This window comes from Nonomuraea sediminis (genome assembly GCF_018531495.1).
Lineage (GTDB): Bacteria > Actinomycetota > Actinomycetes > Streptosporangiales > Streptosporangiaceae > Nonomuraea > Nonomuraea sediminis.
Genome location: NZ_JAHDTI010000002.1, coordinates 362,837 through 384,914, shown reverse-complemented (window position 1 = coordinate 384,914; position 22,078 = coordinate 362,837). Strand labels below are relative to the sequence as shown.

Genomic DNA, 22,078 nt, shown 5'->3' with positions numbered 1-22,078 from the left:
CCCACCCACCCGGACGGCCAGACCCATATTGGGCCGGCCAGGCGCTCCATAGCATCGCTAACACAACGACACGGAGGAGAAAGATCATGGCGAACGCCGACGACATCACGACCGCGACGGCGCACCTCGGCGACGCCCGCACCCAGGAGTCCTTCACCACGGTGAAGAAGTACATCGTGCTCTTCGGTGCCGTCAGCGCCATCGTCCTCGGGGTGGTGGCCGTGATGGCGTTCACCGGCCACGAGGCGAGCTCGTTCATGTGGGTCAGGGGAGCAGTCCTGCTCGCGGTCGCCCCGCTGATCTACCGGATGACCGTCCGCGCTTCGGAGGGGTCGTACAAGGCTTTCGACCGCGTACGCACCCTGTCCACCATCATGCCGATCGCGATCATCGGCGTCGACCTGATCCCCGGCCTCTGCCCGGCGTGGTACGCCGTGCTCCAGGGCCTGTCCGCCCTGGCCCTGATCGGCGTCGCCGTCATCACCCGCGGCTCCGCCCTGAGCGCCGCCTTCCCCAAGAAGAAGTGAAGCCCCCTGCCTGGCGGCTCTGTGGCCATGGCTAGTCGACTCCTTCGCGGAGCTGTTCGAGCCGTTCCGTGAGGAAGCTCCAGGTCCTCCAGAACTCGTCGAGATGCTCCCGTCCCTGAGCGTTCAGTGAGTACACCTTGCGCGGCGGCCCCTTCTCCGACGGGACTTTCTCCACGTCGACGAAGCCGCGCTGCTCCATCCTGACCAGCAGCGCGTAGATGGTGCCTTCGGCGATGTCGGAGAAGCCCCGATCCCGCAGCCACGCCGTGATCTCGTAGCCGTAGGCGGATCGGCCGGAAAGGATCGCGAGGACGACGCCCTCCAGCGTGCCCTTGAGCATCTCCGTCAACTGCTTGCCCATGGAACGCCCTTCAGCTACTCAGTGTTGCTTATTACTGGTACATAGTATCACTGAATAGTGGTGACGCAAGCTCCACGCTCGCGCGCCGCCTCTCTCAGGAATAATCTCAATGTTCATCTACTTAACGTTAATATTCTTAGCGAAGGACTGATGGACATGGCCAGCCGGCGCGGTACTCCTCGCCTCGCCGGTGGTCCGGGGTGCCAGAACCGTCCTGCGCTGAGTTCGTCACCTCACAGAAGGAGAATCCATGTCGGATACCAGAACGACCGCCGAGGTCATCGCCCAGTTCAACGATGCGTTCACCCAGCACGACCCGGCGCTGCTCGCCGGGCTGGTCGCCGACGACTGTGTCATGGTCAGCGTCCAGCCGGCGCCCGAGGGCGAACGGTACGAAGGTCAGGAGGCCTGCCTGACCTTCTGGCAGGAACTCGCCGCCGATCGGAACACCAGCTTCGCCCCCGACGAGGTCTTCGTCTTCGGGGACCGGGCGGTCATCAAGTGGCACGTCACCTTCCAGAACGGTCAGGTGAACGAGGTGTTCGGCGACGCGCACGCGCAGTCCACCTCCGTGGCCGGCGTCAACCTCATGCACATCCGCGACGGACGCATCATCGAGGCGCTCGGCTACAGCAAGACCCCGTGAGCCGCCGCACGGCCCACCGGCCGCGCTGAGACTCACCACCACGAGGCCGCAGCCATCAATGGCTGCGGCCTCGCACCGGCGCCATCACGCGAGATCGCGGAACGCGTCGTCGACTTCCACGTCGCAGCGGTCGAAGTGCGGGCGATCCGCGACTCGTCCGGCATGGGCGATGCCTGATCGATCACCGCGCTAGGCGTGGGGGAGGCGGTAGGTGCCGTCGTCGAGGGCTTCGGCCAGACCGTCGGTCACGAGGCCGTCCAGGGCGCGTTCGCGCTGGACGGCGTCGTCCCAGACCGCGTCCAGGGCGGCCTTGGGGACCGGGCCGTGGGCGTCCCGCAGGACCGCCAGGAGGCGGCCGCGGCACTGGCGGTCGGTGCCCGCGTACGTCTGGCCCTTCGGCGGCGTGCCCGGCGGCTTGCCCGACAGGCGCCAGGCGCACTGCGCGGAGACCGGGCAGTCGGCGCACCGGGGCGCGCGAGCCGTACACACCAGGGCGCCCAGCTCCATGACCGCCACGCCCCAGCGAGCCGCGCCCAGGGCGGGCAGCAGCGACTCGGCCAGCTTCCGCTCGGCCGCCGAGGTGGCAGTCGGCGGGTACTCCTCGGCCCGAACGACTCTGGCCAGCACGCGGCGGACGTTGGTGTCCAGGACCGCGTGCCGCCCGCCGTACGCGAAGCTCGCGACCGCGGCGGCGGTGTACTCGCCGATGCCCGGCAGCGTGAGCAGCGTGGCGTGGTCGGCGGGCACCTCGCCGCCGTGCTCCTCGGTGATGGCCTTGGCGCAGGCGTGCAGGCGCAGCGCGCGGCGCGGGTAGCCGAGGCGGCCCCAGTGGCGCACGGCCTCGCCTGGCTGCTCGGCGGCCAGCGCCTTGGGGGTGGGCCAGCGTTCCATCCATTCGTGCCAGATGGGCAGGACGCGGACGACCGGGGTCTGCTGGAGCATGATCTCGCTCACGAGCACGCCCCAAGGGGAGGCGTCGGCGTGACGCCAGGGGAGGTCTCGGGCGTTGGCCTCGTACCACTCCAGAATGGGGGCATGTAGCTCAACCACGCGCCCCAGCGTATTGCGAGATGCCCAAGGACGGCGTGTCGTCACCGTCCGTGGCCAACGAATTACCATGCTGTGCGTATGGGTCCGGATACTATGCGTGGCGACGGTGGCGACGTTTACTGGCGGCGTCGCATGAGCGTGCTGGTCGGGGTGCTTGTCGTGGTGGCCGTGGTGGCCTGGGCGTGCTCCAGCGGGTCCAGCGGTCCGCAGCGGGCCTCCAGCGCCCAGTCGTCACCCACCGCATCCGCCGCCGATCCGCTCCTCGCGGGCCTGAGCACGCTGGCGATGGGTACGCCCAGCCCGACGCCCACCCCCACGCCGACTCCCACCAAGCCAAGGCCCAGCCCCGCCCCCGCCGCCAAGCCCAAGCGCCCCGGCGAGCCCTGCGAACCCGGTGACCTGGTGCTCAACATGAGCGGCGGCCAGGACGTCTACGCCGCGGGCGCCAAGCCCACCTTCATGATCACCCTGGTCAACACGGGCTCGGTCATGTGCACCGCCGACGTCGGCCCTCAGGCACTGGAGATGCGCATCACCTCGGGCAAGGACCGCATCTGGTCCACCTCCGACTGCGTCAGCGGCAACGTCACGGACATCAAGCAGCTCCAGCGCGGCATCCCCTACGTCCGATCCGTCGACTGGGACCGCCGCCGCTCGAGCACCGACTGCTCAGACGACCGCCGCGCCGCCCTGCCTGGCACCTACGTGGCGGTCGTCCGCATGGGCAAGCTCAAGACCCCCATGGGCGTCTTCCACCTACGCTGACCCGCTCAACGCATCAGCCACCACACGCCGACCACCACCGCGGCGACGACGAGGGCGGCGGTGTAGCCGACGAGCGCGCGGACGAGCCGTCGGCGGACATAGCCAGGACGGTGCCGGTCGTAGGTCACGGGTCCCCATCAGATGGCTCGACTTGAAAAACCGCGCTCACGTCACGGCACACTCGCCAGGATGGCGATCACCAACCTAAACGATCCCCACCTCGCGAGCTGGGTCACCGTGCGCACGTACTGCCGGGACAGGTGGGCGGCGTGGTGTCCAAAGGCTGCCTGGCCACGATTCCGGCTTGGCCACGGGGCAACGTCTGCGGGGCGTCGTAGCGGCGGCCGACCACGTCCTGCTGGAGTGGCGTCTCCCTGGACGGAGACCGGCCACGTGCGGCGGGTGGCGGTGGGGTGGCTTGCCGTACGGGAAGAGTGGGCGAAAGTCGCGGCCGGAATTCAGGGGAAGGCGGCGGCGGTCTGCGGACAACAACAGGTGACCGATGTCCCGCCGACCACTGGGCCTTTGAATGAATGAGTCACATGAATGAATGAGCCACACCTGGCCGACCCCCCGGACGTCGCCCCACCGTCGCAGGACGACGCCGTGGTGATCGAGCAGTCCTGGGACGAACCCGAACGTTTCGGCGCCGTCTTCGACGCGCACTACACGGAGATTCACCGGTACGTCTCCCGCCGGCTCGGCCCGCACGCCGCCGATGACGTCTCCGCTGAGACGTTCGCCCTCGCCTTTCGTCAGCGTCGCCGCTACGACCTGAGCCACCGCAGTGCCCGTCCCTGGCTCTACGGCATCGCCACCAACCTCATCAGCCGATACCGCCGCGATGAGGTACGCCTCCTTCGGACCGTGGGTCGGCTGCATCCGGAGGAGGAGCGGGACCACGAGGACGAGGTGACGGCGAAGGTGAGCGCGCAAGGGGTCAAAGGCGCGCTGGCCAGGGCCGTCGCCGCCCTGCCCGCGGGCCAGCGTGACGTGTTGCTGCTGGTGGCGCTCTCGGGGCTGAGCTACGAGGAGGTGGCGCAGGCGCTGGACGTGCCCTTCGGCACGGTGTCCTCGCGGCTCAACCGGGCTCGCGGGAAGCTGCGCAAGGCGCTGGGTGGAACGAATCCGCTGCTGGATGAGGAAGAGACACATCGATGAACGAGCTGCATCTCCTGCGTGGGGTGTACGACGACCCGCCCCCGCCCTCCGAGGAGGCCGCGGCGGCCGCCCGCGGCCGGATGTTGAGCCAGGACGACACCGCACGGCCGCGCTCTCGCCGTGCGTGGCGTTTGCCGCTCGGTGGCCTGGTGGCCGCCGCCACGGCAGCGGCCGTGGCGGCGGGTATGACGCTGGCCACCGACGACCCCACGCGACCGCGGACAGGGGTGGAGGCCACCCCTGACGCCCTGTCACCTCGCGGCATGATGCTGGCCGCCGCATCCCAGGCGGGCCTGCAGCAGCAGGGCCGCTACTGGTACACGCACCAGCGCACTGGCTTCGCGGCGCTCGCGCTCGGCGGCACCGGCGGGTACGTCGTGGAGGAGCGCAGCGAGTTCTTCAGGTGGACGGGACGAACCCGCGGCGACGGCGAGTCCTTCTACGGCCGTGACCTCGCGGGGAAGCTCCAGACCCGCGCCGACGTCGACGCCTGGCGCGCGGCGGGTTCCCCACCGAGCTGGACGGTGCGCTCGTCGGGAGTGACCAGGACCGTCAGGACGAAGTCGGATGCTTGGAAGGTGGACAATCCGAACGACCAGGGCGGCGGCACGTTCAGCATCGGTGGCGTCGGCCTGTTCAGCTACCAGGAGCTCCAAGACTTTCCCACCGACCCCGAAGAGCTGCGCAAGCTCCTGTGCGAGGGCTCGGTCAAGCTCGACGAGGGCCGGACCGGAGCGCCGAGGCACTGCGACGGCCCGAAGGACGTGCTCGACCAGGTCTTCTTCGTCCTCGCGGATACGCCGGTGCCGCCCAAGGTGCGAGCCGGTCTCATGCGCCTGATCACCGACTATCCCGGCGTGCAGCGGCTGGGGATCGTCAAGGATCCGCTCGGCCGCACCGCGGTCGGCCTCGCGGCTCCGTACGAGAGCGCCGACGGCCGCGGGAGGATCCAGGGTCAGGTGTTCTTCGACCAGCGGACCGGCAAGGCTCTGGGGAGCCGTGACATCCAGCTTGAACAGGGGCCCAACAGCGAGAAGTGGCAGGTTCCCGGCAGGATGCTGGACTACTGGTTGATCTTGGACTCGGGCTGGAACGACACCAGGCCCACCCTTCCTGACTGAGGCCCGAACAGTTCCGGCTCAGCTACACGTAGCGTTCGAGGATGCTGCTTTCGGCGAGGCGGGAGAGGCCTTCGCGGACGCTGCGGGCGCGGGATTCGCCGACGCCGCCCACGGCCTGGAGGTCGTCGATGCTGGCGGCGAGGAGCTTCTGGAGGCCGCCGAAGTGGTCGACGAGCCGGTCGACGACCGACTGCGGCAGGCGGGGGACCTTGGCCAGCAGGCGGAAGCCGCGCGGGCTGACGGGGCTGTCGAGCGTCTCCGTGCCGCTGTGGCCCAGGACGTGGGAGACCGTGGTGAGGTCGAGCAGCTCAGTGGAAGACAGCTTGTCCAGCTCGTGGAGCGCGTCGGCGAGGCGGCGCTGGCGGCGGCCCGAGGGTGCGGGCAGGTAGTCGCGCACGACCAGCTCGCGCTCGGAGTCGACCCCGGCGACCAGCTCGTCGAGCTGCAGCGACAGCAGCCGCCCGTCGGTGCCGAGCTCGACCACGTAGCCCTTGATCTCGTCGGAGATGCGCCGGACCATCTCCAGGCGCTGCGCCACGGCGGCGACGTCGCGGACGGTCACCAGGTCCTCGATCTCGAGGGCCGACAGCGTGCCGGAGACCTCGTCGAGGCGGTGCTTGTAGCGTTCGAGCGTGGCCAGGGCCTGGTTGGCCTTGGACAGGATCGCCGCGGACTCCTCCAGCACGTAGCGGATGCCGTCGAGGTAGAGGGCGATGATCCGCATCGACTTGGAGATCGCGATGATCGGCATGCCGGTCTGGCGGGCGACGCGCTGGGCGGTGCGGTGGCGGGTGCCGGACTCGTCGGTCGCGATGGAGGGGTCGGGGACGAGGTGCACCGCGGCGCGTACGATCTTGTACTCGCCGGTCGTCAGCACGATCGCGCCGTCCATCTTGGCCAGCTCGCGCAGCCGGGTCGCGGAGAAATCCACGTCCAGCTCGAAGCCGCCGCTGCACAGCTCTTCGACCACGCCGTTGTAGCCGAGCACGATCAGGCCGCCGGTCTGCCCTCGCAGGATGCGCTCCAGGCCGTCACGTAGCGGCGTGCCCGGAGCCACCGCGGCCAGGGCTTCGCGACGGCGTTCGTCGAGACTCCTGTCGTCTGGCACCTGACCCCCGTGTCGAATAAGTCAAGGCCAGCTTAGCCGTGCTATAGCGGAATCAGGTCAAGGTCCCGACGGATTGCCGGTGACGCCTGATACTCCTGGGACATCCCGACGAAGATCACTCGCGGAAGTTCCGCGCTCAGCTCAGGGGTACGGCGGGCCGGTCAGGTGACGTGGGTGAGGGCGTCCCAGACGTTTTCGGCTTGGACGACCTCGAAGCCGGGGGCGAACGTGACCGGCCCGACGGGGACGAGGGAGCGCTGGCCGTTCTGCTTGCGGCTGCCTTCCTCGAGGGATCCGGTGGGGACCAGGGCTCGGGTGAAGCCCATTCTCGCGGCTTCGGTGAGGCGGCGGCGGACGTCCTTGACCGGGCGGAGCTCGCCTGCCAGGCCGACCTCGCCGAGGGCCACCAGCCCGGCGGGAAGCGGCTTGTCGCCCGCGGCGCTGGCGACGGCGAGCATGACGGACAGGTCGATGGCGGGGTCGGCGAGCTTGAGTCCGCCTACGGTGGCGGTGAAGACGTCGCAGCCGCCGAGCCTGGCGTTCAGGCGCCGCTCGAGGACGGCCAGGATCATCTGCACCCGGTAGGTGTCAAGGCCCGAGGAGGTGCGCCGGGGCTGCTGCGCCTCGGTGCGCGCGACGAGCGCCTGGACCTCGGCGGGCAGCGGGCGGGTGCCCTCCATGGTGACGGTCACGCAGGTGCCGGGGACCGGGCTGCTGCGCCGGGAGACGAACAGGCCGCTGGGGTCGGCGATGCCCTCGATGCCGCGTTCGTGCAGGTCGAAGCAGCCGACCTCGTCGGTGGGGCCGAACCTGTTCTTGATCGCGCGCACCATGCGGAGCCGCGAGTGGCGGTCGCCCTCGAAGTTGAGCACGACGTCGACCAGGTGCTCGAGCGTGCGAGGCCCGGCGATCGAGCCCTCCTTGGTGACGTGGCCGACCAGCACGGTGGCCATGTCGCGCTCCTTGGCGATGCGCACCAGGTTGGCCGCCACCTCGCGCACCTGGGTCACCCCGCCGGGCACGCCGGTGGCCTGCGCCGAGCCGATGGTCTGCACCGAGTCGACCACCAGCAGCCTGGGCTGGACCTTCTCCACATGGGCGACCAGCGCCGACAGCTCGGTCTCGGCGGCCAGGAACAGCTGGTCGCGGATGGCGCCGATGCGGTCGGCCCGCAGCCGCACCTGGGCGGCCGACTCCTCGCCGGTGACGTAGAGGACGGTGTCGCGCTCGGCGATGCGGGCCGCGGCCTCCAGCAGCAGCGTGGACTTGCCGATGCCGGGCTCGCCGGCCAGCAGGATCACCGCGCCGGCCACCAGGCCGCCGCCGAGCACCCGGTCGAGCTCGCCGACCCCGGTCGTGCGCGCGATCGCCACCTCGGCCTTGACCTGGCCGATCGGCAAGGCCGGCGCGCTGGTCGCGCCGGGCTGCACGACGTGCACGCCGGCCCGCGCGCCCTCCTCGTCGACGGTGCCCCACGCCTGGCACTCGCCGCACCGCCCCACCCACTTGAGCGTGCGCCACCCGCACTCGGTGCAGCGATAACCGGGGGACGTCGTCTTGGCCATGCCGAGCAGGCTAGCGGTCGCCGCCGACAATCTCGGTGATCACAGCCGGTGCACGCGGAAGGCGGTGACAGAAGGCCGCAGGTAGTCCGTGTCGGGCGCGGGCCGGAATCCGGGCACCACCGACAGGTCGTAGGCCTCCTGGAAGGCCCGCACCGGCGTGGGCCCGTCAGGCAGGTCCAGCGTCACCTCCACCCCACCCCGAGGCGGAGCGTGGTAGGCGAACCCCTTCCGCTTGCCCAGCGCCTTCCCGTCCACGCTGATCGGTACGGCCTGCCCCAGGCTGAGCCCGACCACGGGCACGTCCCCCGAGGGCGTGAGCCGCACCACCACCCGCCGCCCCGGCCCGGACCTCACCACGGTCAGCCGGGGATCCGCCAGCCGTGCCACGGGGGCGGGCCGCGTGCCGTACCCGGTGTCCCCGAAGTACCGCACGCTGTCGGCGGAACCGGAACCCGGCTCACCCCAGACGGCGGTGCCCGACCCGTTGTCGACGGCGTAGGCCAGATGGGCCTGCCTGGGATGCGCGGCGTCGAAGCGGTCCACGACCAGCCCCGCCACCAGGAGCGCCACGGTCGCGACGGACGCCACGGCCAGCAGGCGCACCCGCTGGAGCAACGGCAGCAGGAGCAGCGCGAGCAGCGCCAGGTACAGCCCTGCCTGCACCCCGCCGAGCTTCAGCCCGATGTCGAACCCCAGCACCAGCCCGCCCCCGAGCAGGACCGCCGCCGGCACCAGCCCCACCGTGAGCGCCGTGACCTCCCACCGCACGAAGACCGCCGCGATCCCGCCGAGTGAGGCGAACAGCGCCGCCCACACCAGCGTGTGCGACCCGCCGGGCAGCAGCACGGCGGAGGCCGTCCCGAGCAGCGCCACCAGCACCACCCCGCCCGCGGCCAGCTCCCGCTCGCCGGTCACCCGGCGCGCGAGCGCCCACCACCCGGCCGTCAGCGCGACCACGAGCGCCGCCAGCGCCCCCTGGTACAGCCACGGCCGGTAGGGATCCCCGGTGAACATCCCGGCGTACTCGGGCCGCAGCACCCCGAGCAACGGCCAGAAGAAGTACCCGGCCACCCCGCCCACCAGCACCGGAACCAGCCCGAGCCCGACGGCCGCCGCGGTCCTGGGCAGCCGGATCAGCTGCCGCCGCCGCAGCACCCACACCAGCGCCCCGGCCGCCACCAGCCCGCCGAGCGCGAGCGGCAGCTCGAGCCCGGCCGGATACCGCACGAGCAGCCACGGGATCGTGAAGTAGACGGACTCGCCGCCCCGCATCCGCCCCAGGTCGGCCTCGGCCAGCACCCGCGCGACGGCCAGCGTGTTGTCGCCCATCTGCTGCAGGCTCGCCCGCGACAGGTGCGCGGGATCGTCCAGCGGCGTGTGGTAGTGCGCCCCGCCCCCGGTGTAGGCCGAGTCGAACCCCAGCCACCCGTTCTTCTCGAAGACGTAGAAGTCGGTGTTGTTCGGCAGTAGGGCGAGCAGGGCGGCGAACCCGGAGTCGGCCATGGGATGCGGCGCGGCCGAGCCGTACACCTCGACCAGCGGCCCGGAACCCTTGGAGGTGCGGAACATCATCACGGTGCCGCGCGTGCCGCGGGCCTCGTTGTTGAGCACCACGGCCGGCCCGCCGACGGGCACCGCGCCGGCGCCCAGCAGGCCGGGCTCCTCGCCGTCGGTCACCAGGAACGTCACGTCGTTGCGGACCGACTTCGGCAGGTTCCTGGCGACCTCCAGGATCGTGGCCACCCCCGCACCGTCGTCGGAGGCGCCGGGAGCGCCCGGCACGGAGTCGTAGTGCGCGGCGATGACCAGCCGCCCCGTGGGCGCGGTGCCGCGGCGTTCGGCGACGATGTTGCGGACCCGGCCCATCGGGGTGACACCGTCGTAGTCCAGCGGCAGCACCCCGACGCTCTCCTGGACGCGCACGTCGAGGCCGAGCCCGCGCAGCTCGGTGACCAGGTGTTCGCGTACCCGGTCGTGTTCGGGCGTGCCGACGGGGTGCGGGGCGCGGGCGATGGCCTGGACGTCGCCGAAGGCCCTCGCGCCGTCGAAGGCCGTGGCCGCCCTGGTGCCGGGCAGCTGGGCCCACACCGTGAAGGCCACGACGGCGGCGAGGGCGAGCAGGCCTAACAGCGCGTTCCTGGTCATGTCATCGACGTTAGAGGCCGTGGATCGGCCTCTCCTGGCTCCAGGGAACGAGCTTCTGCCTACATCGAAGTGACTACGCCAGGCCCAGCTCGTTGACGAGCATGCGCTTGGGCTTGGCGCCGACGATCTGCCTGACCGGCTCGCCGTTCTCGAAGAGGAGCAGGGTGGGGAGGCTCATCACGCCGTAACGGGCCATGATCGCCGGGTTCTCGTCGGTGTTGAGCTTGCCGACGGTCAGGCCGTGGTCCGACTCGATCTCCTCCAGGATCGGCGCCACCATCCGGCACGGGCCGCACCATTCCGCCCAGAAGTCGACCAGCACCGGCTTGTCGCTCTTGAGCACCTGCTCCTCGAAGTTGTCGGTCGTCAGCTTGATCATTTCCGTCTCCTCATGCAGGGTGCGGCCAACTGGGCGGCCACCTCGGCGCGGCGGGCGAGCAGCACGCCGATCTCCGCGTCGATCTCGGCCAGCTTGCGCCGGTAGACCTCGACGGACTCGTGGCACGATCCGCCGGAGGCGTGGCCGGCGCGCAGGCAGTCCACGAACGGGCGGGTGTCCTCGAGCGTGAAGCCGTAGGAGAGCAGCGTGCGGATCTCCGAGACGAGCTTGATGTCGTCCTCGGCGTACTCGCGGTAGCCGTTGGAGCCGCGCGCGGCCGACAGCAGGCCGTGCTGCTCGTAGTAGCGGAGCGAGCGGGTGCTCACCCCGGTCCGCTCGGCCAGCTCACCTATGCGCATGCATCTACCGTAAACGTTGACACCGGCGTCAAGGTCAAGCGGTCAGAACAGGCGCCAGCGCAGCACGTTGGGATAGGCCAGCTCCAGGCCCTTGACCTGGGCGATCGCCTGCTCGGCCACCTCGGGGGTGAACTCGATGCGCAGCACGGCCTCCAGGTCCTGGCGGCGCTCGAAGGTCATGCGCAGGTCCAGCTCGCGGCGCTGCCAGCCCTGCTGGGACCAGAACGCCTCGACCTTGGCGGGGGAGTAGGCGGGCACGGTCCGCTGGAACCAGGTGCCGAACTCGCCCCTGGTGGCGTCCAGGTCGATCACGAAGGCCGCGCCGCCGTGCCGTACCACCCGTGACAGCTCGCGCAGGCCCGGCTCGCAGCCGGGGCCGAAGAAGTAGGCCCAGCGGGCGATGGCGACGTCCACCGAGGAATCCGGCAGGGGGAGGTCCTGGGCGGTGCTCTGAAGTATCCGGACGTTCGCCAGGCCGCCGCAGCGTCGTCGCGCCAGCGCCACCAGGTCGCGGTGCGGCTCGGCGCCGATCACCTGCGCGGCCTCGGCGGACAGCCCCGGAAGGTGGTAGCCGGTGCCGCAGCCGACGTCGAGCACGGTCGCGCCCCGCCAGTCCCGCAGCTCCCGCATCGCGGAGTCGGCCACCCCGTCGGGGTCGACGGCGCGGTTCTCCAGTTCGTAGACCTGCGGCGAGTTCCAGATGTTCGGACTCGGGATGACGCCTCTCACAGTCCCCAACCGTAGGGGTAGCGCCCCAGATACGGCGTACCGGCTTAGGCTGGCAACGTGGCTGACGTCATCCGTGTGCCCAATGCGAAGATCGCATTGTCCACCGCTTCGGTATATCCGGAACGCACTCCCGATGCGTTCGAGCTCGCCGCGCGCCTCGGATACGACGGCGTCGAGATCATGGTCGGTGCCGATCCCGTGAGCCAGGACATCGACGTGATCGAGCGCCTCTCCGAGCACTACCAGGTGCCCGTGCTGGCCATCCACGCGCCGTGCCTGCTCGTCACGCAGCGGGTCTGGGGTCGCGACCCGTGGGCCAAGCTGGTCAAGGCGCAGAAGGCGGCCGAGCGGCTCGGCGCCTCGACCGTGGTGGTGCACCCGCCCTTCCGCTGGCAGCGCGACTACGCGCGCGACTTCGAGGCCGGGCTGGCCAGGATGCAGGACGAGACCGGCGTCGTCTTCGCGGTGGAGAACATGTTCCCCCTCAAGGCGCGCGGCAACGACGTCGTCCCCTACTCGCCCGACTGGAACCCCACCGACTACGACTTCCCGCACGTGACGCTTGACCTGTCGCACACGGCGGTGTCGGGCTCGGACGCGATGGAGATGGCCACCAAGCTCGGCGACCGCCTGGCCCACCTGCACCTGGCCGACGGGCTGGGGGTGTCGAACAAGGACGAGCACCTGGTGCCCGGCAGGGGCAACCAGCCGTGCGCGCCGATGCTGGAGCGCCTGGCGGGCAACGGCTACTCCGGGCTGGTCGTGCTGGAGATCAACACGCGCAAGGCGGCCAGCCGCAGCGAGCGGATCGACGACCTGGCCGAGGCGCTCGCCTTCGCCCGCCTCTACCTGGCGGCCTCGGCATGACGGAGCTCTCCCGCGCCTTCGACAACGTGGCCGACGCCTACGACGCGGCCCGCCCGCGGTATCCGGACGGGATGTACGACGCCCTGTCGGAGATATCCGGCGTCACGCTGTCCGGCGCCCGCGTCGTGGACGTCGGCGCCGGCACCGGCATCCTCACGCGCGGCCTGCAGGACCGCGGCGCGCGCGTGCTCGCCATCGACCCGGGCGCGGAGATGCTGACCCGCCTGCGGTCCCGCTCGCCGCGCTCGGAAGGTACGGCTGCCGCCCTGCGAGCCGACGGCAACGCCCTGCCCCTGCACGGCGACGTGGCCGACCTGGTGGTCTACGGGCAGTCCTGGCACTGGCTCGACCCGGTCGCCTCGATCGCCGAGGCGCGCAGGGTGCTGCGTCCCGGCGGGGCCATCGCCGGCTGCTGGAACTTCACCGACGCGCGCCAGTCGGGCTGGCTGGCCGAGTACGAGAACCGCCTGGCCAGAGAGTGCCCCGGCTACTGGGGCCAGGCGCTGGAGGAGTGGACGGTGCCGCCCATGGCGACCGCGTTCGACCTGGCCGAGGAGCGCTGGGTGCCGTGGACCCGGATGATCGGCATCGAGGACTTCCTGCTCGACCTGCGCTCGCACTCCTACATGGCGGTGCTGCCAGGCGAGGCCGCCGACGAGCTGGTCGGGCGGCGGCGCGCGGAGCTGGCCGCGGCCTTCCCCGAGGGGCTGCTGGCCGTGCCGATGCACACGTATCTGGCGGTGGGCAGGTGACGGTGAAGCGACGCCCGGGCCGCCGGCCCGGCACCGCGGACACGCGCGGGGAGATCCTGGAGGCCGCCAAGCGGGTGTTCGCCGAGAAGGGGTTCGACAAGGCCACGGTGCGCGGCATCGCCAAGGAGGCGAAGGTCGACCCGGCCCTGGTGCACCACTACTTCGACACCAAGGAGGGCATGTTCGCCGAGGCCATGCGGCTTCCGATGAACCCCGACGAGGTGATCCCGAAGATCCTGGAGGGGCCGCGGGAGCAGGTGGGCGAGCGGATCGTCCGGCTGATCCTCACCGTGACCGCCGATCCGGAGACGCGGCAGCCGATGCTCGCGCTGCTGCGGTCGGCGATGACCAACGACGAGGTCGCGGCCATGTTCCGCAGCTTCATCACCAGCGCGCTGCTGTTCCGCGTGGCCGACACCCTGGGGGTGCCGCACCTGCGCGTCGAGGCGGCCTTCGGGCAGATGTTCGGCGTGCTCATAGGCCGCTACATCCTCCAGCTCGAGCCGCTGGCCAGTGCGGACGTCGAGGACCTGGTGGAGTTGCTCGCTCCCACGATCCAGCGCTACTTCACCGTCTAGCCCGCCTCCCGGGTGGCCTGCCGTACCGGAATAGAGCATTGTTCTGTACTCTGGGACATGTCGGCCGATAAGTTACTCATCGGTAGGATGCTGGTCGTAGGCGTGCGTAGCCGGTGACCGTACGCTGGCAGCCAACGTCGTCTGTGGGAGGACCCCGTGCTCTGGGTAGCCATCATCGGGCTCGTCATGACCGTCCTGGCGGTGGCCGTCGCCGGGCGACGGGCCCTGTTCCTGTACAAGCTCGCCACCATCGGCCCACCCGCACCCGAGCGCGTCGAATACGCCAGGACCAACGTCGGCGGCGAGATCAAGGCGCAGCTCGTCGAGGTGTTCGGCCAGAAGAAGCTGCTGAAGTGGACGCCGTCGGGCATCGCGCATTTCTTCGTGATGTGGGCGTTCTTCATCCTGCTGACCGTCTACATCGAGGCCTACGGCGCGATCATCCAGGGCGCCATCACCGGGACCCCCGACTTCCACATCCCGCTCATCGGGACCTGGGGCGTGCTGGGGTTCCTGCAGGACTTCATCGCGGTCGCCTGTCTGGTCGGCCTGCTGGTGTTCGCCGGGATCCGCATCAAGAACTCCCCCAAGACGCTCGGCCGCAAGTCGCGCTTCTCGGGCTCCCACCTGGGCGGCGCCTGGCTCGTCCTGTTCATGATCTTCAACATCATCTGGACGCTGTTCCTGGCCCGCGGCGTCGCGGCGGCCACCGGCCACTTCCCCTACTCCAACGGCGCGTTCGTCTCGCTCGCGCTGGGGAAGATCCTGCCGGCCAACGACGTGCTCGAGGGCATCGCGCTGCTGCTGCACATCGGCTTCATGCTGGTGTTCCTGGTCATCGTGGTGAACTCCAAGCACCTGCACATCTTCACCGCGCCGCTGAACGTGCTCTTCTCCCGCCGCCCCGACGGCCTGGGCGGCGCTCCCGAGATGCGGATGGACGGCAAGCCCGTCGACTTCGAGGACGAGGACCTGGACCCGGAGCGGCTGGGCCGGGGCAAGGTGGCCGACACCAACTGGAAGGGCTTCCTCGACTTCTACTCCTGCACCGAGTGCGGCCGCTGCCAGTCGCAGTGCCCGGCGTGGAACACCGACAAGCCGCTCTCGCCCAAGATGCTCATCATCGACCAGCGCGACCACGCCTTCCAGATCGCGCCGTACCTGTCGGCCGCCCGTGAGGACCTGCACGAGGACGTGCTGGCGCTGCTGGACAAGCCGCTGGTCGGCGAGGAGGGCGTCATCCACCCCGACGTGCTCTGGTCGTGCACCAACTGCGGCGCCTGCGTCGAGCAGTGCCCGGTGGACATCGAGCACATCGACCACATCCTCGACATGCGCCGCTACCAGGTGATGGTGGAGTCGTCGTTCCCGTCCGAGGCGGGAGTGATGGTGAAGAACCTGGAGAACAAGGGCAACCCGTGGGGCATGTCCGAGATGAAGCGGGCCGACTGGATCGAGGAGCTGGACTTCGAGGTCGAGCTGGTCGACGAGAAGATGCCCGAGGACACCGAGTACCTGTTCTGGGTCGGCTGCGCCGGCGCCCTGGAGGACCGGGCCAAGAAGACCACCAAGGCCGTCGCCGAGCTGCTGCACATCGCGGGCGTCAAGTTCGCCGTGCTCGGCCCGATGGAGGCCTGCACCGGTGACCCGGCCCGCCGCCTGGGCATGGAGTACCTGTTCAACATGCTCGCCCAGCAGAACATCGAGACGCTCAACGAGGCGGGCGTCAAGAAGATCGTGGCCACCTGCCCGCACTGCTTCAACACCCTGGCCAACGAGTATCCGCAGCTCGGCGGCACCTACGAGGTCGTGCACCACACGCAGCTGCTGGCCAAGCTGGTCGACGAGGGCAAGCTCACCCCGATCACGCCGATCGAGGAGAAGATCACCTACCACGACCCGTGCTTCCTCGGCCGCCACAACAAGGTCTACTCCCAGCCGCGCGACATCATGTCCAAGGTGCCCGGGGTCCAGACCCAGGAAATGCACCGGCACAAGGATCGCGGCTTCTGCTGCGGCGCCGGCGGCGCGCGCATGTGGATGGAGGAGCGCATCGGCAAGCGCATCAACACCGAGCGGGTCGACGAGGCGCTGACGACCAATCCTGACACGGTTTCCACCGCCTGCCCGTTCTGCATGGTGATGCTCGGTGACGCCATCAACGAGAAGAAGAACAACGGCGAGGCCAAGGAGTCGCTTGAGGTCGTGGACGTCGCCCAGCTCTTGATCAAATCGGTCAAAAGCCCTTCCTGACCGCTGAAAGTCGGACTCCTCCACAGTCGTTGTGGAGGAGTTCCGCACGTCAGAGGGGTCAAGTGCAAGAAATCTGCCATCCACATAACGGGAAAATCACGGTAACCTCAACGTCGCATGGCTTCATTCGACGGGGAGGGGGCTCGTGATGCGCGTCGTCGTCACAGACGCGGAAGTCACGCTGGCCGACGTGCTCTCCCTGAGACTGGCCATCGACGAGCCGCTGGAAGACGGCACGGAGCTGGTACTCAGGCACCGCCAGACGGGCGTCGAACGCGACGTGGTGCTCGGCACGCCCGGCGCGCGGGCCCGCGAGGCCACGCTGGCGATCTCGCTCACGCCGCTGGAGCTCGCCGCCGGCCGCTGGGACACCTACCTGCGCCACGACGGCAAGAAGGTACGGCTGCGCAGCATCGATCCCGGGTTCTCCCTCGACCACCTGGACGCCTACGCGCTGTGCCAGCGGACCATGGCCTACCGGTCGTATCGGACGCGTAACGGATTCCTGGCGTTGAAGATCGCGGACGCCGAGCCGGTGGCTGAGGTGCGGGCGATCTGGTTCCGCGAGGGCCGCTTCGAGGTCACGGGACTGCTGGCCTTCACCGGGCTGGAGGACGACGACGCCCGCCACGAGGCCACGCTGGCCCTGCACCGCAGGCAGGACGCGGGCTCGACGGTGAAGACGGCCGCTACGGTCAAAGGAGTGCGCTTCCACGCCGCGGTCTCGCTCGTGGACGTGCTCGAGACGGGCACCTGGGAGCCCACCCTCGAGGTGGAGGGGCTGGACAGGCCGCTGAAGCTGGGCTCCAGGCTCGACGACGTGGACGGCAAACGGCGCCGCCTGCACTATCCCTCGGTCAGGGTGGACGGGGTGCCCATCAGGCCCTCCTACACCGCCGACGACGAGCTGCGCATCGAGGTGGGCGGGTGAAGATCAGCCTGATGCTCGCATCCGCGTACGTCATGCGCGGCGACGTCCGGTCCACCCTCAACCTCGCCTCCGCCCTGGCGGAACGGCACGAGGTCGAAGTGATCAGCATCAGGCGGCAGAAGGAGAAACCATTCTTCCCCGTCAGCCCCGACGTCAAGCTGCGCTCCCTGATCGACCTCAGGCCGGGCGTCAGGCACCTGCTCCCGCGCGGCCAGGTGCGCACCGAGGTGGCGCTGTGGCGGATGCTGCGCTCGCTGCGCAGTGACGTTCTCATCACCACCCGGCCCGGGCTCGGTGTCCACGCGGCCAAGCACGCGCCCAGGGAGACGCTCAAGATAGCCAGGGAGTGGAGCCGGCCGGCCGTACCCGCTCCGGTCAAGCGCGCCTACCCGCGGCTGAACGCGGTCGTGACGGCCACCGAGGCGGCGCAGGAGGAGTGGACGCGGCTGCTGGGCGAGGGCCCTGGGCCCGAGGTGCACGCGGTGCCCGACGCGCTGCCGGACGGGCCGTGGCCGCGCTCGCGCATGGACAACAGGATCGTGGCGGCCGGCGGCAGGTGGGTGCCCGTCAAGGCCTACGACAGGCTGATCAGGGCCTTCGCCGTGGTCGCCGACAAGCGGCCCGACTGGCGGCTGCGGCTGTACGGCGGCGGGCCGGAGGAGCGCAGGCTGCGCGCCCTGGTCAGGGAGCTCGACCTGCACAACCACGTCTACTTCATGGGCACCACGCCCGACCTGGCGGGCGAGTTCGCCAAGGCCTCGATCGTGGCCAGCACCTCCCGCACCGAGGACCTGGGGATGAGCGTGCTGGAGGCGATGGGCTGCGGGGTGCCGGTGGTGGCCTTCGAGGGGCCGCGGGGGCCCACGGAGTTCGTCGCCACGGGCTACAACGGGGTGCTGGTGCCCGACGACCAGGAGGACCTGTTCTCGGCCGCCCTGCTCGCCCTCATCGACGACGAGCGCAGGCGGCGCTCGCTGGCGGCGGGGGCGCTGGAGACGGCCATCCGCCACGCGGCCGTCGAGGTGGCCGACCAGTGGGAGAAGCTGATCACCGGTCTCCGCTGAGGCATACGGGTTCGGGGTACCGTAGAGCCATGCATGGGTACAGCGCAGACAAGCAGGCCTACCTGACCCGGCTGCGGCGGATCGAGGGTCAGATCAGAGGGTTGCAGCGGATGGTGGACGACGACGCCTACTGCATCGACGTGCTCACCCAGGTCTCCGCGGCCACGCGGGCCCTGCAGGCGGTGGCTCTGGGGCTGCTGGAGGAGCACATCTCGCACTGCGTGGCCGACGCCATCAACAGCGGGGGTCCTGAAGCGGACGCGAAGGTGAAAGAGGCGTCCGCTGCCATCGCACGGCTCGTGCGGTCATAAGGACTAGTTATCTCGTGCGCCGGTCCCGGGCTCTGTGGGAGCCCGGGACTAGGTCATTGTGATGGCCTTCAGTGACTCACCGAAGTCCGCAATCCGAGCGCGTCGTCGAGCTCGTCCAAGGTCAGCCGCCGCTCGCTGACAGCGACGGCGGTGAGCACCTCGGCGTAGAGCGCAATCTCGTCCAACGCGACACGGTCGTGGACCCGAGAGTCCAGGTCGTCGTGCCCCACCGCGTCGTCCTTCCTTCCGCAGCCCACACCCTCTACGAGGTTACGGCGGAGGCCCTTCAGGCAACATGGCCCATCGGAGTCATTCCTTTCTGTGCCTCTGCGGCCCCATGAGGATCATTTCCCGATTCCGAGATCACAATTCAGCTAATTTCCCGCGAAAGAAGTGTTAGAACGATATAGGCGGAGTAAGGGTGAAATATCGCTATTAGTGGTTTACGGGTGACTGTCGTCGCGCTCGCGGATGAGCCGCTGCACGAGCCCCTGTGACCCGGCGAACCCCTTGGCCGGCACCCGCGCCCCCGTCAGCCGCTGCCAGGCCAGCCCCGTCGCGTACGCCGCACCCAGCACCGCCGCCGCGCTCGCCCTGTCAGGCCCGCCCTCGTCCCCGCCCTCCGGTACGGCCTGCCCGCCCGTGACCGTGGCGGGCAGGGGAGCCGGCAGCGCGGGGAAGCTACCGGACCCGGTCCACTCCTGGGGGACCACGTACTCGCCCGTCTGGGGGATCTGGAACCCGTCAGGCTGGGTGCGCTCGGCGGCCGAGGTCCTGGTCAGCCCTGCCTGGTCCAGCTCCCGGTAGGCCTCGCGCAGCCGGTGGCAGAGCATGCGCGGCAGCCGCTCCTTGGAGTCGGACAGGTCGGCCAGGAACCCGGCCGCCGCAGCGTACGGATCGGGCGTGAAGGCCACCGCCTCGAGCAGGTCGTACACGCTGTGGCGGAAGTTGTCGGCGGGATCGGTCTCGGCCAGCAGTGCCCGGCCGAACCGCGGCGGGCACCGCGACAGCCAGGCCTGCCGTACCGTCTCGTCGTCGACGCGGGCGGCATCGTCGTCGAGGCCCTGCGCCCGCAGCGCGGGCTCGATCATCGTGATCAGGGCCAGCGCGCGGGGCCTGAAGCGGGCGTCGGCCAGCAGGATCCGCGCGGTGTCGGCCAGCAGCGCGAGCAGGCGCAGCGCCGCGCGCGCCCGGCCGTTGCGCGCCCGCTCGGCCACCGGCACGACCAGGTCGAGCAGCGACGGCTGCGGCAGCCAGCGCACCCACTCGTCACCGGGCAGCGGCCTGCGCAGGTACTCGCCGAAGATGGTGATCAGACGCTCGTTGCCGTCGAAGGCGGGCGCGTAGGAGCACCACATCACCGCGCCCCAGATCGCGGCGACCGTGCTCGGCACGTCGGAGGCGAAGATCTCGTCGAAGGCGGTCAGCGGGAACTCGAGCTCCGACTTGCGCCCGCTGGCCCGCAGCAGCACCCGGACCTGCTCGGTGAGCGCCTCGGGCACGTCGGGGCCGATGAAGGCCTGCGTCGAGCCGGGTTCGGCGGCGAAGTCGGGACCGCGCGGGATGAGCCTGGCCGGCAGCACCGCGGCCGGATGGCTGACCTGGCGCACACTGGAGCTCCTGGGCGGCGGCGCGGGATGCCAGCGGCCGTCGGCGGGATCGTGCAGGTACCAGCGGGCGTGCGCGCCGAACAGCCAGCGGTCGCCGTCGGGCGTGACCAGCACCCTGGCGGCTATCACCTGGGCCTGAGCGGGCACAGGGAGTTCGCGCCAGCGGGGATCCACGACCATGCCGCGGATCTCGGCCTCACTGGCGCTGAACGCATCCCAGGACCGCACGGCGGTCATCGTACTGGCCGGTCGAGGATCTACGACTGGCAGAATGTCGGCTATGAGGGCAAAGGTTGTGGGAACCGTGGCGGTCGTGAGCGTCCTCGCGGGATGCGGATCGGCGACCTCGGCCCAGCCCTCGGCGGACGCCCCCGGCGTGCTGTCGGTCAAGGACGCCAAGCCGCCCACACCCGGCGGCGAGGTGGGCTCGGCCTCCGACGAGTTCGACAAGCCGGGCGACGCGTCGGTGTGGAGCAAGCTGAGCGACACCGAGAAGGACCTGGACCGCCTCGACGGCTACGACATCGACAAGACCGTCAAGGGGTCGCTCTACCTGCAGCCCAAGACCTCGTCCTGGTTCGACGGGTTCCGCGGGCCGTTCGTCTACCAGGACCTGGCAGGCGACATCGTGATGTACGCCAGGGTCAAGGTGACGGGCAAGCAGTCGGCCAGGCCCAAGCGGAAGTTCTCGCTCGGCGGGCTGATGGCCCGGGTGCCCGACACCTACGCCAAGGCCAGCTGGTTCTCCATCACCACGGGCACCTCCGACGTCCCCGGCCAGGTCGAAGCGAAGATCACCAAGGACGGCAGCTCCAAGCCGAGCTACGCGACCGTCAAGGGCGGCTGGCTCGACATGGTGCTGGCCAGGGTGGGCCGGGCGGCCGCCGCGCTGTACCGGGAGCAGGGCGGCACGTGGAAGGTGGCCAAGCGCTGGCCGGTGGACGTGCCGGCCAACAACGTCATGCAGTGGGGCGTGACCGCCTACACCGACTGGGACAGTTTCAACACGCTGAAGAAGGACGAGGCCAAGGCCAACGCCCAGCTGATCAAGAAGGGGCAGCCTGACGTGAAGATGTCGGTGGACTTCGTCCGGTTCCTGCGTCCGGAGCTGCCCGACTGGGCCGACCCGCTGAACACCGCCTCGGTCGACGACCAGGCCCTGATCAAAGCGTTGACGCCTGCCGGTGCCTGATCGCCTTGGCCATGTAGTTGTCCGGCGTCCGCGCGAAGGAGGCGCGGTCGTCGTCGGTCAGCTCGCGCACGATCCGGCCGGGAACGCCCGCGACCAGCACCCCCGCCGGGATCTTCTTGCCCGGCCCGACCAGCGCCCCGGCGGCAACCAGGGTGCCCGCCCCGACGCGGGCGCCGCCCAGCACGATGGCGCCGATGCCGATCAGCGCGCCCGACTCGATGTGGGCGCCGTGCACCATCGCCTTGTGCCCCAGGCTGACCCGGGACTCCAAGATCGCCGGCTCCCCGGCGTCGGCGTGCAAACAGGACAGATCCTGTACGTTGCACTCCTCGGCGATCTCGATCCGCTCATCGTCTCCCCGAAGCACGGAGCCGTACCAGATGCTGGAGTTACGCCCGATCTTGACCTGCCCGACCACGACGGCGCCCGGCGCTATGTACGCCTCGGGATGAATGTCCGGGACTGCCCCGTTGTCCAACGCTGCGATGTACACCCACCTCATCGTAATTCCTGGCCGAGGTGTGGCGTTCCGGTTGCGGACGTGGGCAGATGGCAGGAAAGTCGTTTCCTGACGTCACGTCGTCAGATCCTTACAACCCGCAAT

24 protein-coding genes are annotated in these 22,078 nt (G+C 69.9%); 13 read left to right on the top strand and 11 right to left on the bottom strand.

Annotated elements, in window-relative coordinates; translation table 11 throughout:
• The first annotated feature begins 86 nt into the window (after positions 1 to 86).
• Positions 87 to 527, top strand: coding sequence for a hypothetical protein (locus tag KIK09_RS09980; RefSeq protein WP_214318447.1), 441 nt, complete (start codon positions 87 to 89; stop codon positions 525 to 527).
• A 31-nt stretch (positions 528 to 558) separates the two neighbouring features.
• Here KIK09_RS09980 and KIK09_RS09975 read toward each other — a convergent pair whose 3' ends face one another.
• Positions 559 to 888: a PadR family transcriptional regulator gene (locus tag KIK09_RS09975; protein WP_214318446.1), complete on the bottom strand. Its 330-nt coding sequence runs from the start codon at positions 886 to 888 to the stop codon at positions 559 to 561.
• Positions 889 to 1,138: 250 nt separating this feature from the next.
• Here KIK09_RS09975 and KIK09_RS09970 point away from each other — a divergent pair, with 250 nt between their 5' ends.
• Complete coding sequence (locus KIK09_RS09970) at positions 1,139 to 1,534, top strand: nuclear transport factor 2 family protein (RefSeq protein ID WP_214318445.1); 396 nt, start codon at positions 1,139 to 1,141, stop codon at positions 1,532 to 1,534.
• Positions 1,535 to 1,723: 189 nt separating this feature from the next.
• Here KIK09_RS09970 and KIK09_RS09965 read toward each other — a convergent pair whose 3' ends face one another.
• The gene (locus KIK09_RS09965) at positions 1,724 to 2,476 is read right to left on the bottom strand and encodes an HhH-GPD family protein (RefSeq protein WP_250573008.1); all 753 of its coding nucleotides are present in this window, start codon (positions 2,474 to 2,476) and stop codon (positions 1,724 to 1,726) included.
• A gap of 240 nt (positions 2,477 to 2,716) precedes the next feature.
• On the opposite strand from KIK09_RS09965, the gene KIK09_RS09960 reads away from it, so the two are divergent.
• Positions 2,717 to 3,349: a hypothetical protein gene (locus KIK09_RS09960; RefSeq protein WP_250572878.1), complete on the top strand. Its 633-nt coding sequence runs from the start codon at positions 2,717 to 2,719 to the stop codon at positions 3,347 to 3,349.
• 5 nt (positions 3,350 to 3,354) lie between these two features.
• Here the strand turns inward: KIK09_RS09960 and KIK09_RS59015 are convergent, their stop codons facing one another.
• Positions 3,355 to 3,477: a hypothetical protein gene (locus KIK09_RS59015; protein WP_275956074.1), complete on the bottom strand. Its 123-nt coding sequence runs from the start codon at positions 3,475 to 3,477 to the stop codon at positions 3,355 to 3,357.
• Between the two features lie 418 nt (positions 3,478 to 3,895).
• Between KIK09_RS59015 and KIK09_RS09955 the strand changes: the two genes are divergently transcribed.
• Positions 3,896 to 4,510 (top strand): RNA polymerase sigma factor, encoded by a 615-nt coding sequence (locus KIK09_RS09955; RefSeq protein WP_214318442.1) that lies wholly within the window; start codon positions 3,896 to 3,898, stop codon positions 4,508 to 4,510.
• Positions 4,507 to 5,631: a CU044_5270 family protein gene (locus tag KIK09_RS09950; protein ID WP_214318441.1), complete on the top strand. Its 1,125-nt coding sequence runs from the start codon at positions 4,507 to 4,509 to the stop codon at positions 5,629 to 5,631. The genes KIK09_RS09955 and KIK09_RS09950 overlap by 4 nt, the downstream gene beginning before the upstream one ends.
• A gap of 22 nt (positions 5,632 to 5,653) precedes the next feature.
• Here the strand turns inward: KIK09_RS09950 and disA are convergent, their stop codons facing one another.
• The 6 genes from disA to KIK09_RS09920 form a co-directional block, all read right to left on the bottom strand.
• Positions 5,654 to 6,739, bottom strand: coding sequence for a DNA integrity scanning diadenylate cyclase DisA (gene disA / locus KIK09_RS09945; RefSeq protein ID WP_214318440.1), 1,086 nt, complete (start codon positions 6,737 to 6,739; stop codon positions 5,654 to 5,656).
• 161 nt (positions 6,740 to 6,900) lie between these two features.
• Positions 6,901 to 8,304 carry a DNA repair protein RadA gene (radA, locus tag KIK09_RS09940; protein ID WP_214318439.1) on the bottom strand — a complete coding sequence of 468 codons (1,404 nt, stop codon included), beginning with the start codon at positions 8,302 to 8,304 and terminating at the stop codon, positions 6,901 to 6,903.
• A gap of 39 nt (positions 8,305 to 8,343) precedes the next feature.
• Positions 8,344 to 10,449, bottom strand: a complete 2,106-nt coding sequence (locus tag KIK09_RS09935; protein ID WP_214318438.1) for a M28 family peptidase — start codon at positions 10,447 to 10,449, stop codon at positions 8,344 to 8,346.
• 73 nt (positions 10,450 to 10,522) lie between these two features.
• Entirely contained in the window at positions 10,523 to 10,828 is a 306-nt protein-coding gene (gene trxA, locus KIK09_RS09930; RefSeq protein WP_214318437.1) for a thioredoxin, read from the bottom strand.
• Complete coding sequence (locus tag KIK09_RS09925; RefSeq protein ID WP_214318436.1) at positions 10,825 to 11,187, bottom strand: MerR family transcriptional regulator; 363 nt, start codon at positions 11,185 to 11,187, stop codon at positions 10,825 to 10,827. The genes trxA and KIK09_RS09925 overlap by 4 nt, the downstream gene beginning before the upstream one ends.
• A gap of 42 nt (positions 11,188 to 11,229) precedes the next feature.
• Positions 11,230 to 11,916, bottom strand: a complete 687-nt coding sequence (locus KIK09_RS09920) for a class I SAM-dependent methyltransferase (protein ID WP_308164001.1) — start codon at positions 11,914 to 11,916, stop codon at positions 11,230 to 11,232.
• 57 nt (positions 11,917 to 11,973) lie between these two features.
• Here KIK09_RS09920 and KIK09_RS09915 point away from each other — a divergent pair, with 57 nt between their 5' ends.
• From KIK09_RS09915 to KIK09_RS09885, 7 genes are all read left to right on the top strand, one after another.
• The gene (locus KIK09_RS09915) at positions 11,974 to 12,783 is read left to right on the top strand and encodes a sugar phosphate isomerase/epimerase family protein (RefSeq protein WP_214318435.1); all 810 of its coding nucleotides are present in this window, start codon (positions 11,974 to 11,976) and stop codon (positions 12,781 to 12,783) included.
• Positions 12,780 to 13,535 (top strand): class I SAM-dependent methyltransferase, encoded by a 756-nt coding sequence (locus tag KIK09_RS09910; RefSeq protein ID WP_214318434.1) that lies wholly within the window; start codon positions 12,780 to 12,782, stop codon positions 13,533 to 13,535. The genes KIK09_RS09915 and KIK09_RS09910 overlap by 4 nt, the downstream gene beginning before the upstream one ends.
• A 2-nt stretch (positions 13,536 to 13,537) precedes the next feature.
• Positions 13,538 to 14,113: a TetR/AcrR family transcriptional regulator gene (locus KIK09_RS09905; RefSeq protein WP_308164000.1), complete on the top strand. Its 576-nt coding sequence runs from the start codon at positions 13,538 to 13,540 to the stop codon at positions 14,111 to 14,113.
• Positions 14,114 to 14,269: 156 nt separating this feature from the next.
• Positions 14,270 to 16,366, top strand: a complete 2,097-nt coding sequence (locus tag KIK09_RS09900; RefSeq protein WP_214318432.1) for a (Fe-S)-binding protein — start codon at positions 14,270 to 14,272, stop codon at positions 16,364 to 16,366.
• A gap of 148 nt (positions 16,367 to 16,514) precedes the next feature.
• Positions 16,515 to 17,297 (top strand): DUF4832 domain-containing protein, encoded by a 783-nt coding sequence (locus tag KIK09_RS09895; protein WP_214318431.1) that lies wholly within the window; start codon positions 16,515 to 16,517, stop codon positions 17,295 to 17,297.
• Complete coding sequence (locus KIK09_RS09890) at positions 17,294 to 18,361, top strand: glycosyltransferase (protein ID WP_214318430.1); 1,068 nt, start codon at positions 17,294 to 17,296, stop codon at positions 18,359 to 18,361. The genes KIK09_RS09895 and KIK09_RS09890 overlap by 4 nt, the downstream gene beginning before the upstream one ends.
• Positions 18,362 to 18,390: 29 nt before the next feature.
• Positions 18,391 to 18,672, top strand: coding sequence for a metal-sensitive transcriptional regulator (locus tag KIK09_RS09885; RefSeq protein WP_214318429.1), 282 nt, complete (start codon positions 18,391 to 18,393; stop codon positions 18,670 to 18,672).
• A 443-nt stretch (positions 18,673 to 19,115) separates the two neighbouring features.
• Here the strand turns inward: KIK09_RS09885 and KIK09_RS09880 are convergent, their stop codons facing one another.
• Positions 19,116 to 20,510 carry a hypothetical protein gene (locus KIK09_RS09880; RefSeq protein ID WP_214318428.1) on the bottom strand — a complete coding sequence of 465 codons (1,395 nt, stop codon included), beginning with the start codon at positions 20,508 to 20,510 and terminating at the stop codon, positions 19,116 to 19,118.
• A 52-nt stretch (positions 20,511 to 20,562) separates the two neighbouring features.
• Between KIK09_RS09880 and KIK09_RS09875 the strand changes: the two genes are divergently transcribed.
• Positions 20,563 to 21,474, top strand: a complete 912-nt coding sequence (locus KIK09_RS09875) for a DUF1349 domain-containing protein (protein ID WP_214318427.1) — start codon at positions 20,563 to 20,565, stop codon at positions 21,472 to 21,474.
• Here KIK09_RS09875 and KIK09_RS09870 read toward each other — a convergent pair.
• Positions 21,446 to 21,976 carry a gamma carbonic anhydrase family protein gene (locus tag KIK09_RS09870; protein WP_214318426.1) on the bottom strand — a complete coding sequence of 177 codons (531 nt, stop codon included), beginning with the start codon at positions 21,974 to 21,976 and terminating at the stop codon, positions 21,446 to 21,448. The genes KIK09_RS09875 and KIK09_RS09870 overlap by 29 nt on opposite strands.
• Positions 21,977 to 22,078: the final 102 nt, after the last annotated feature.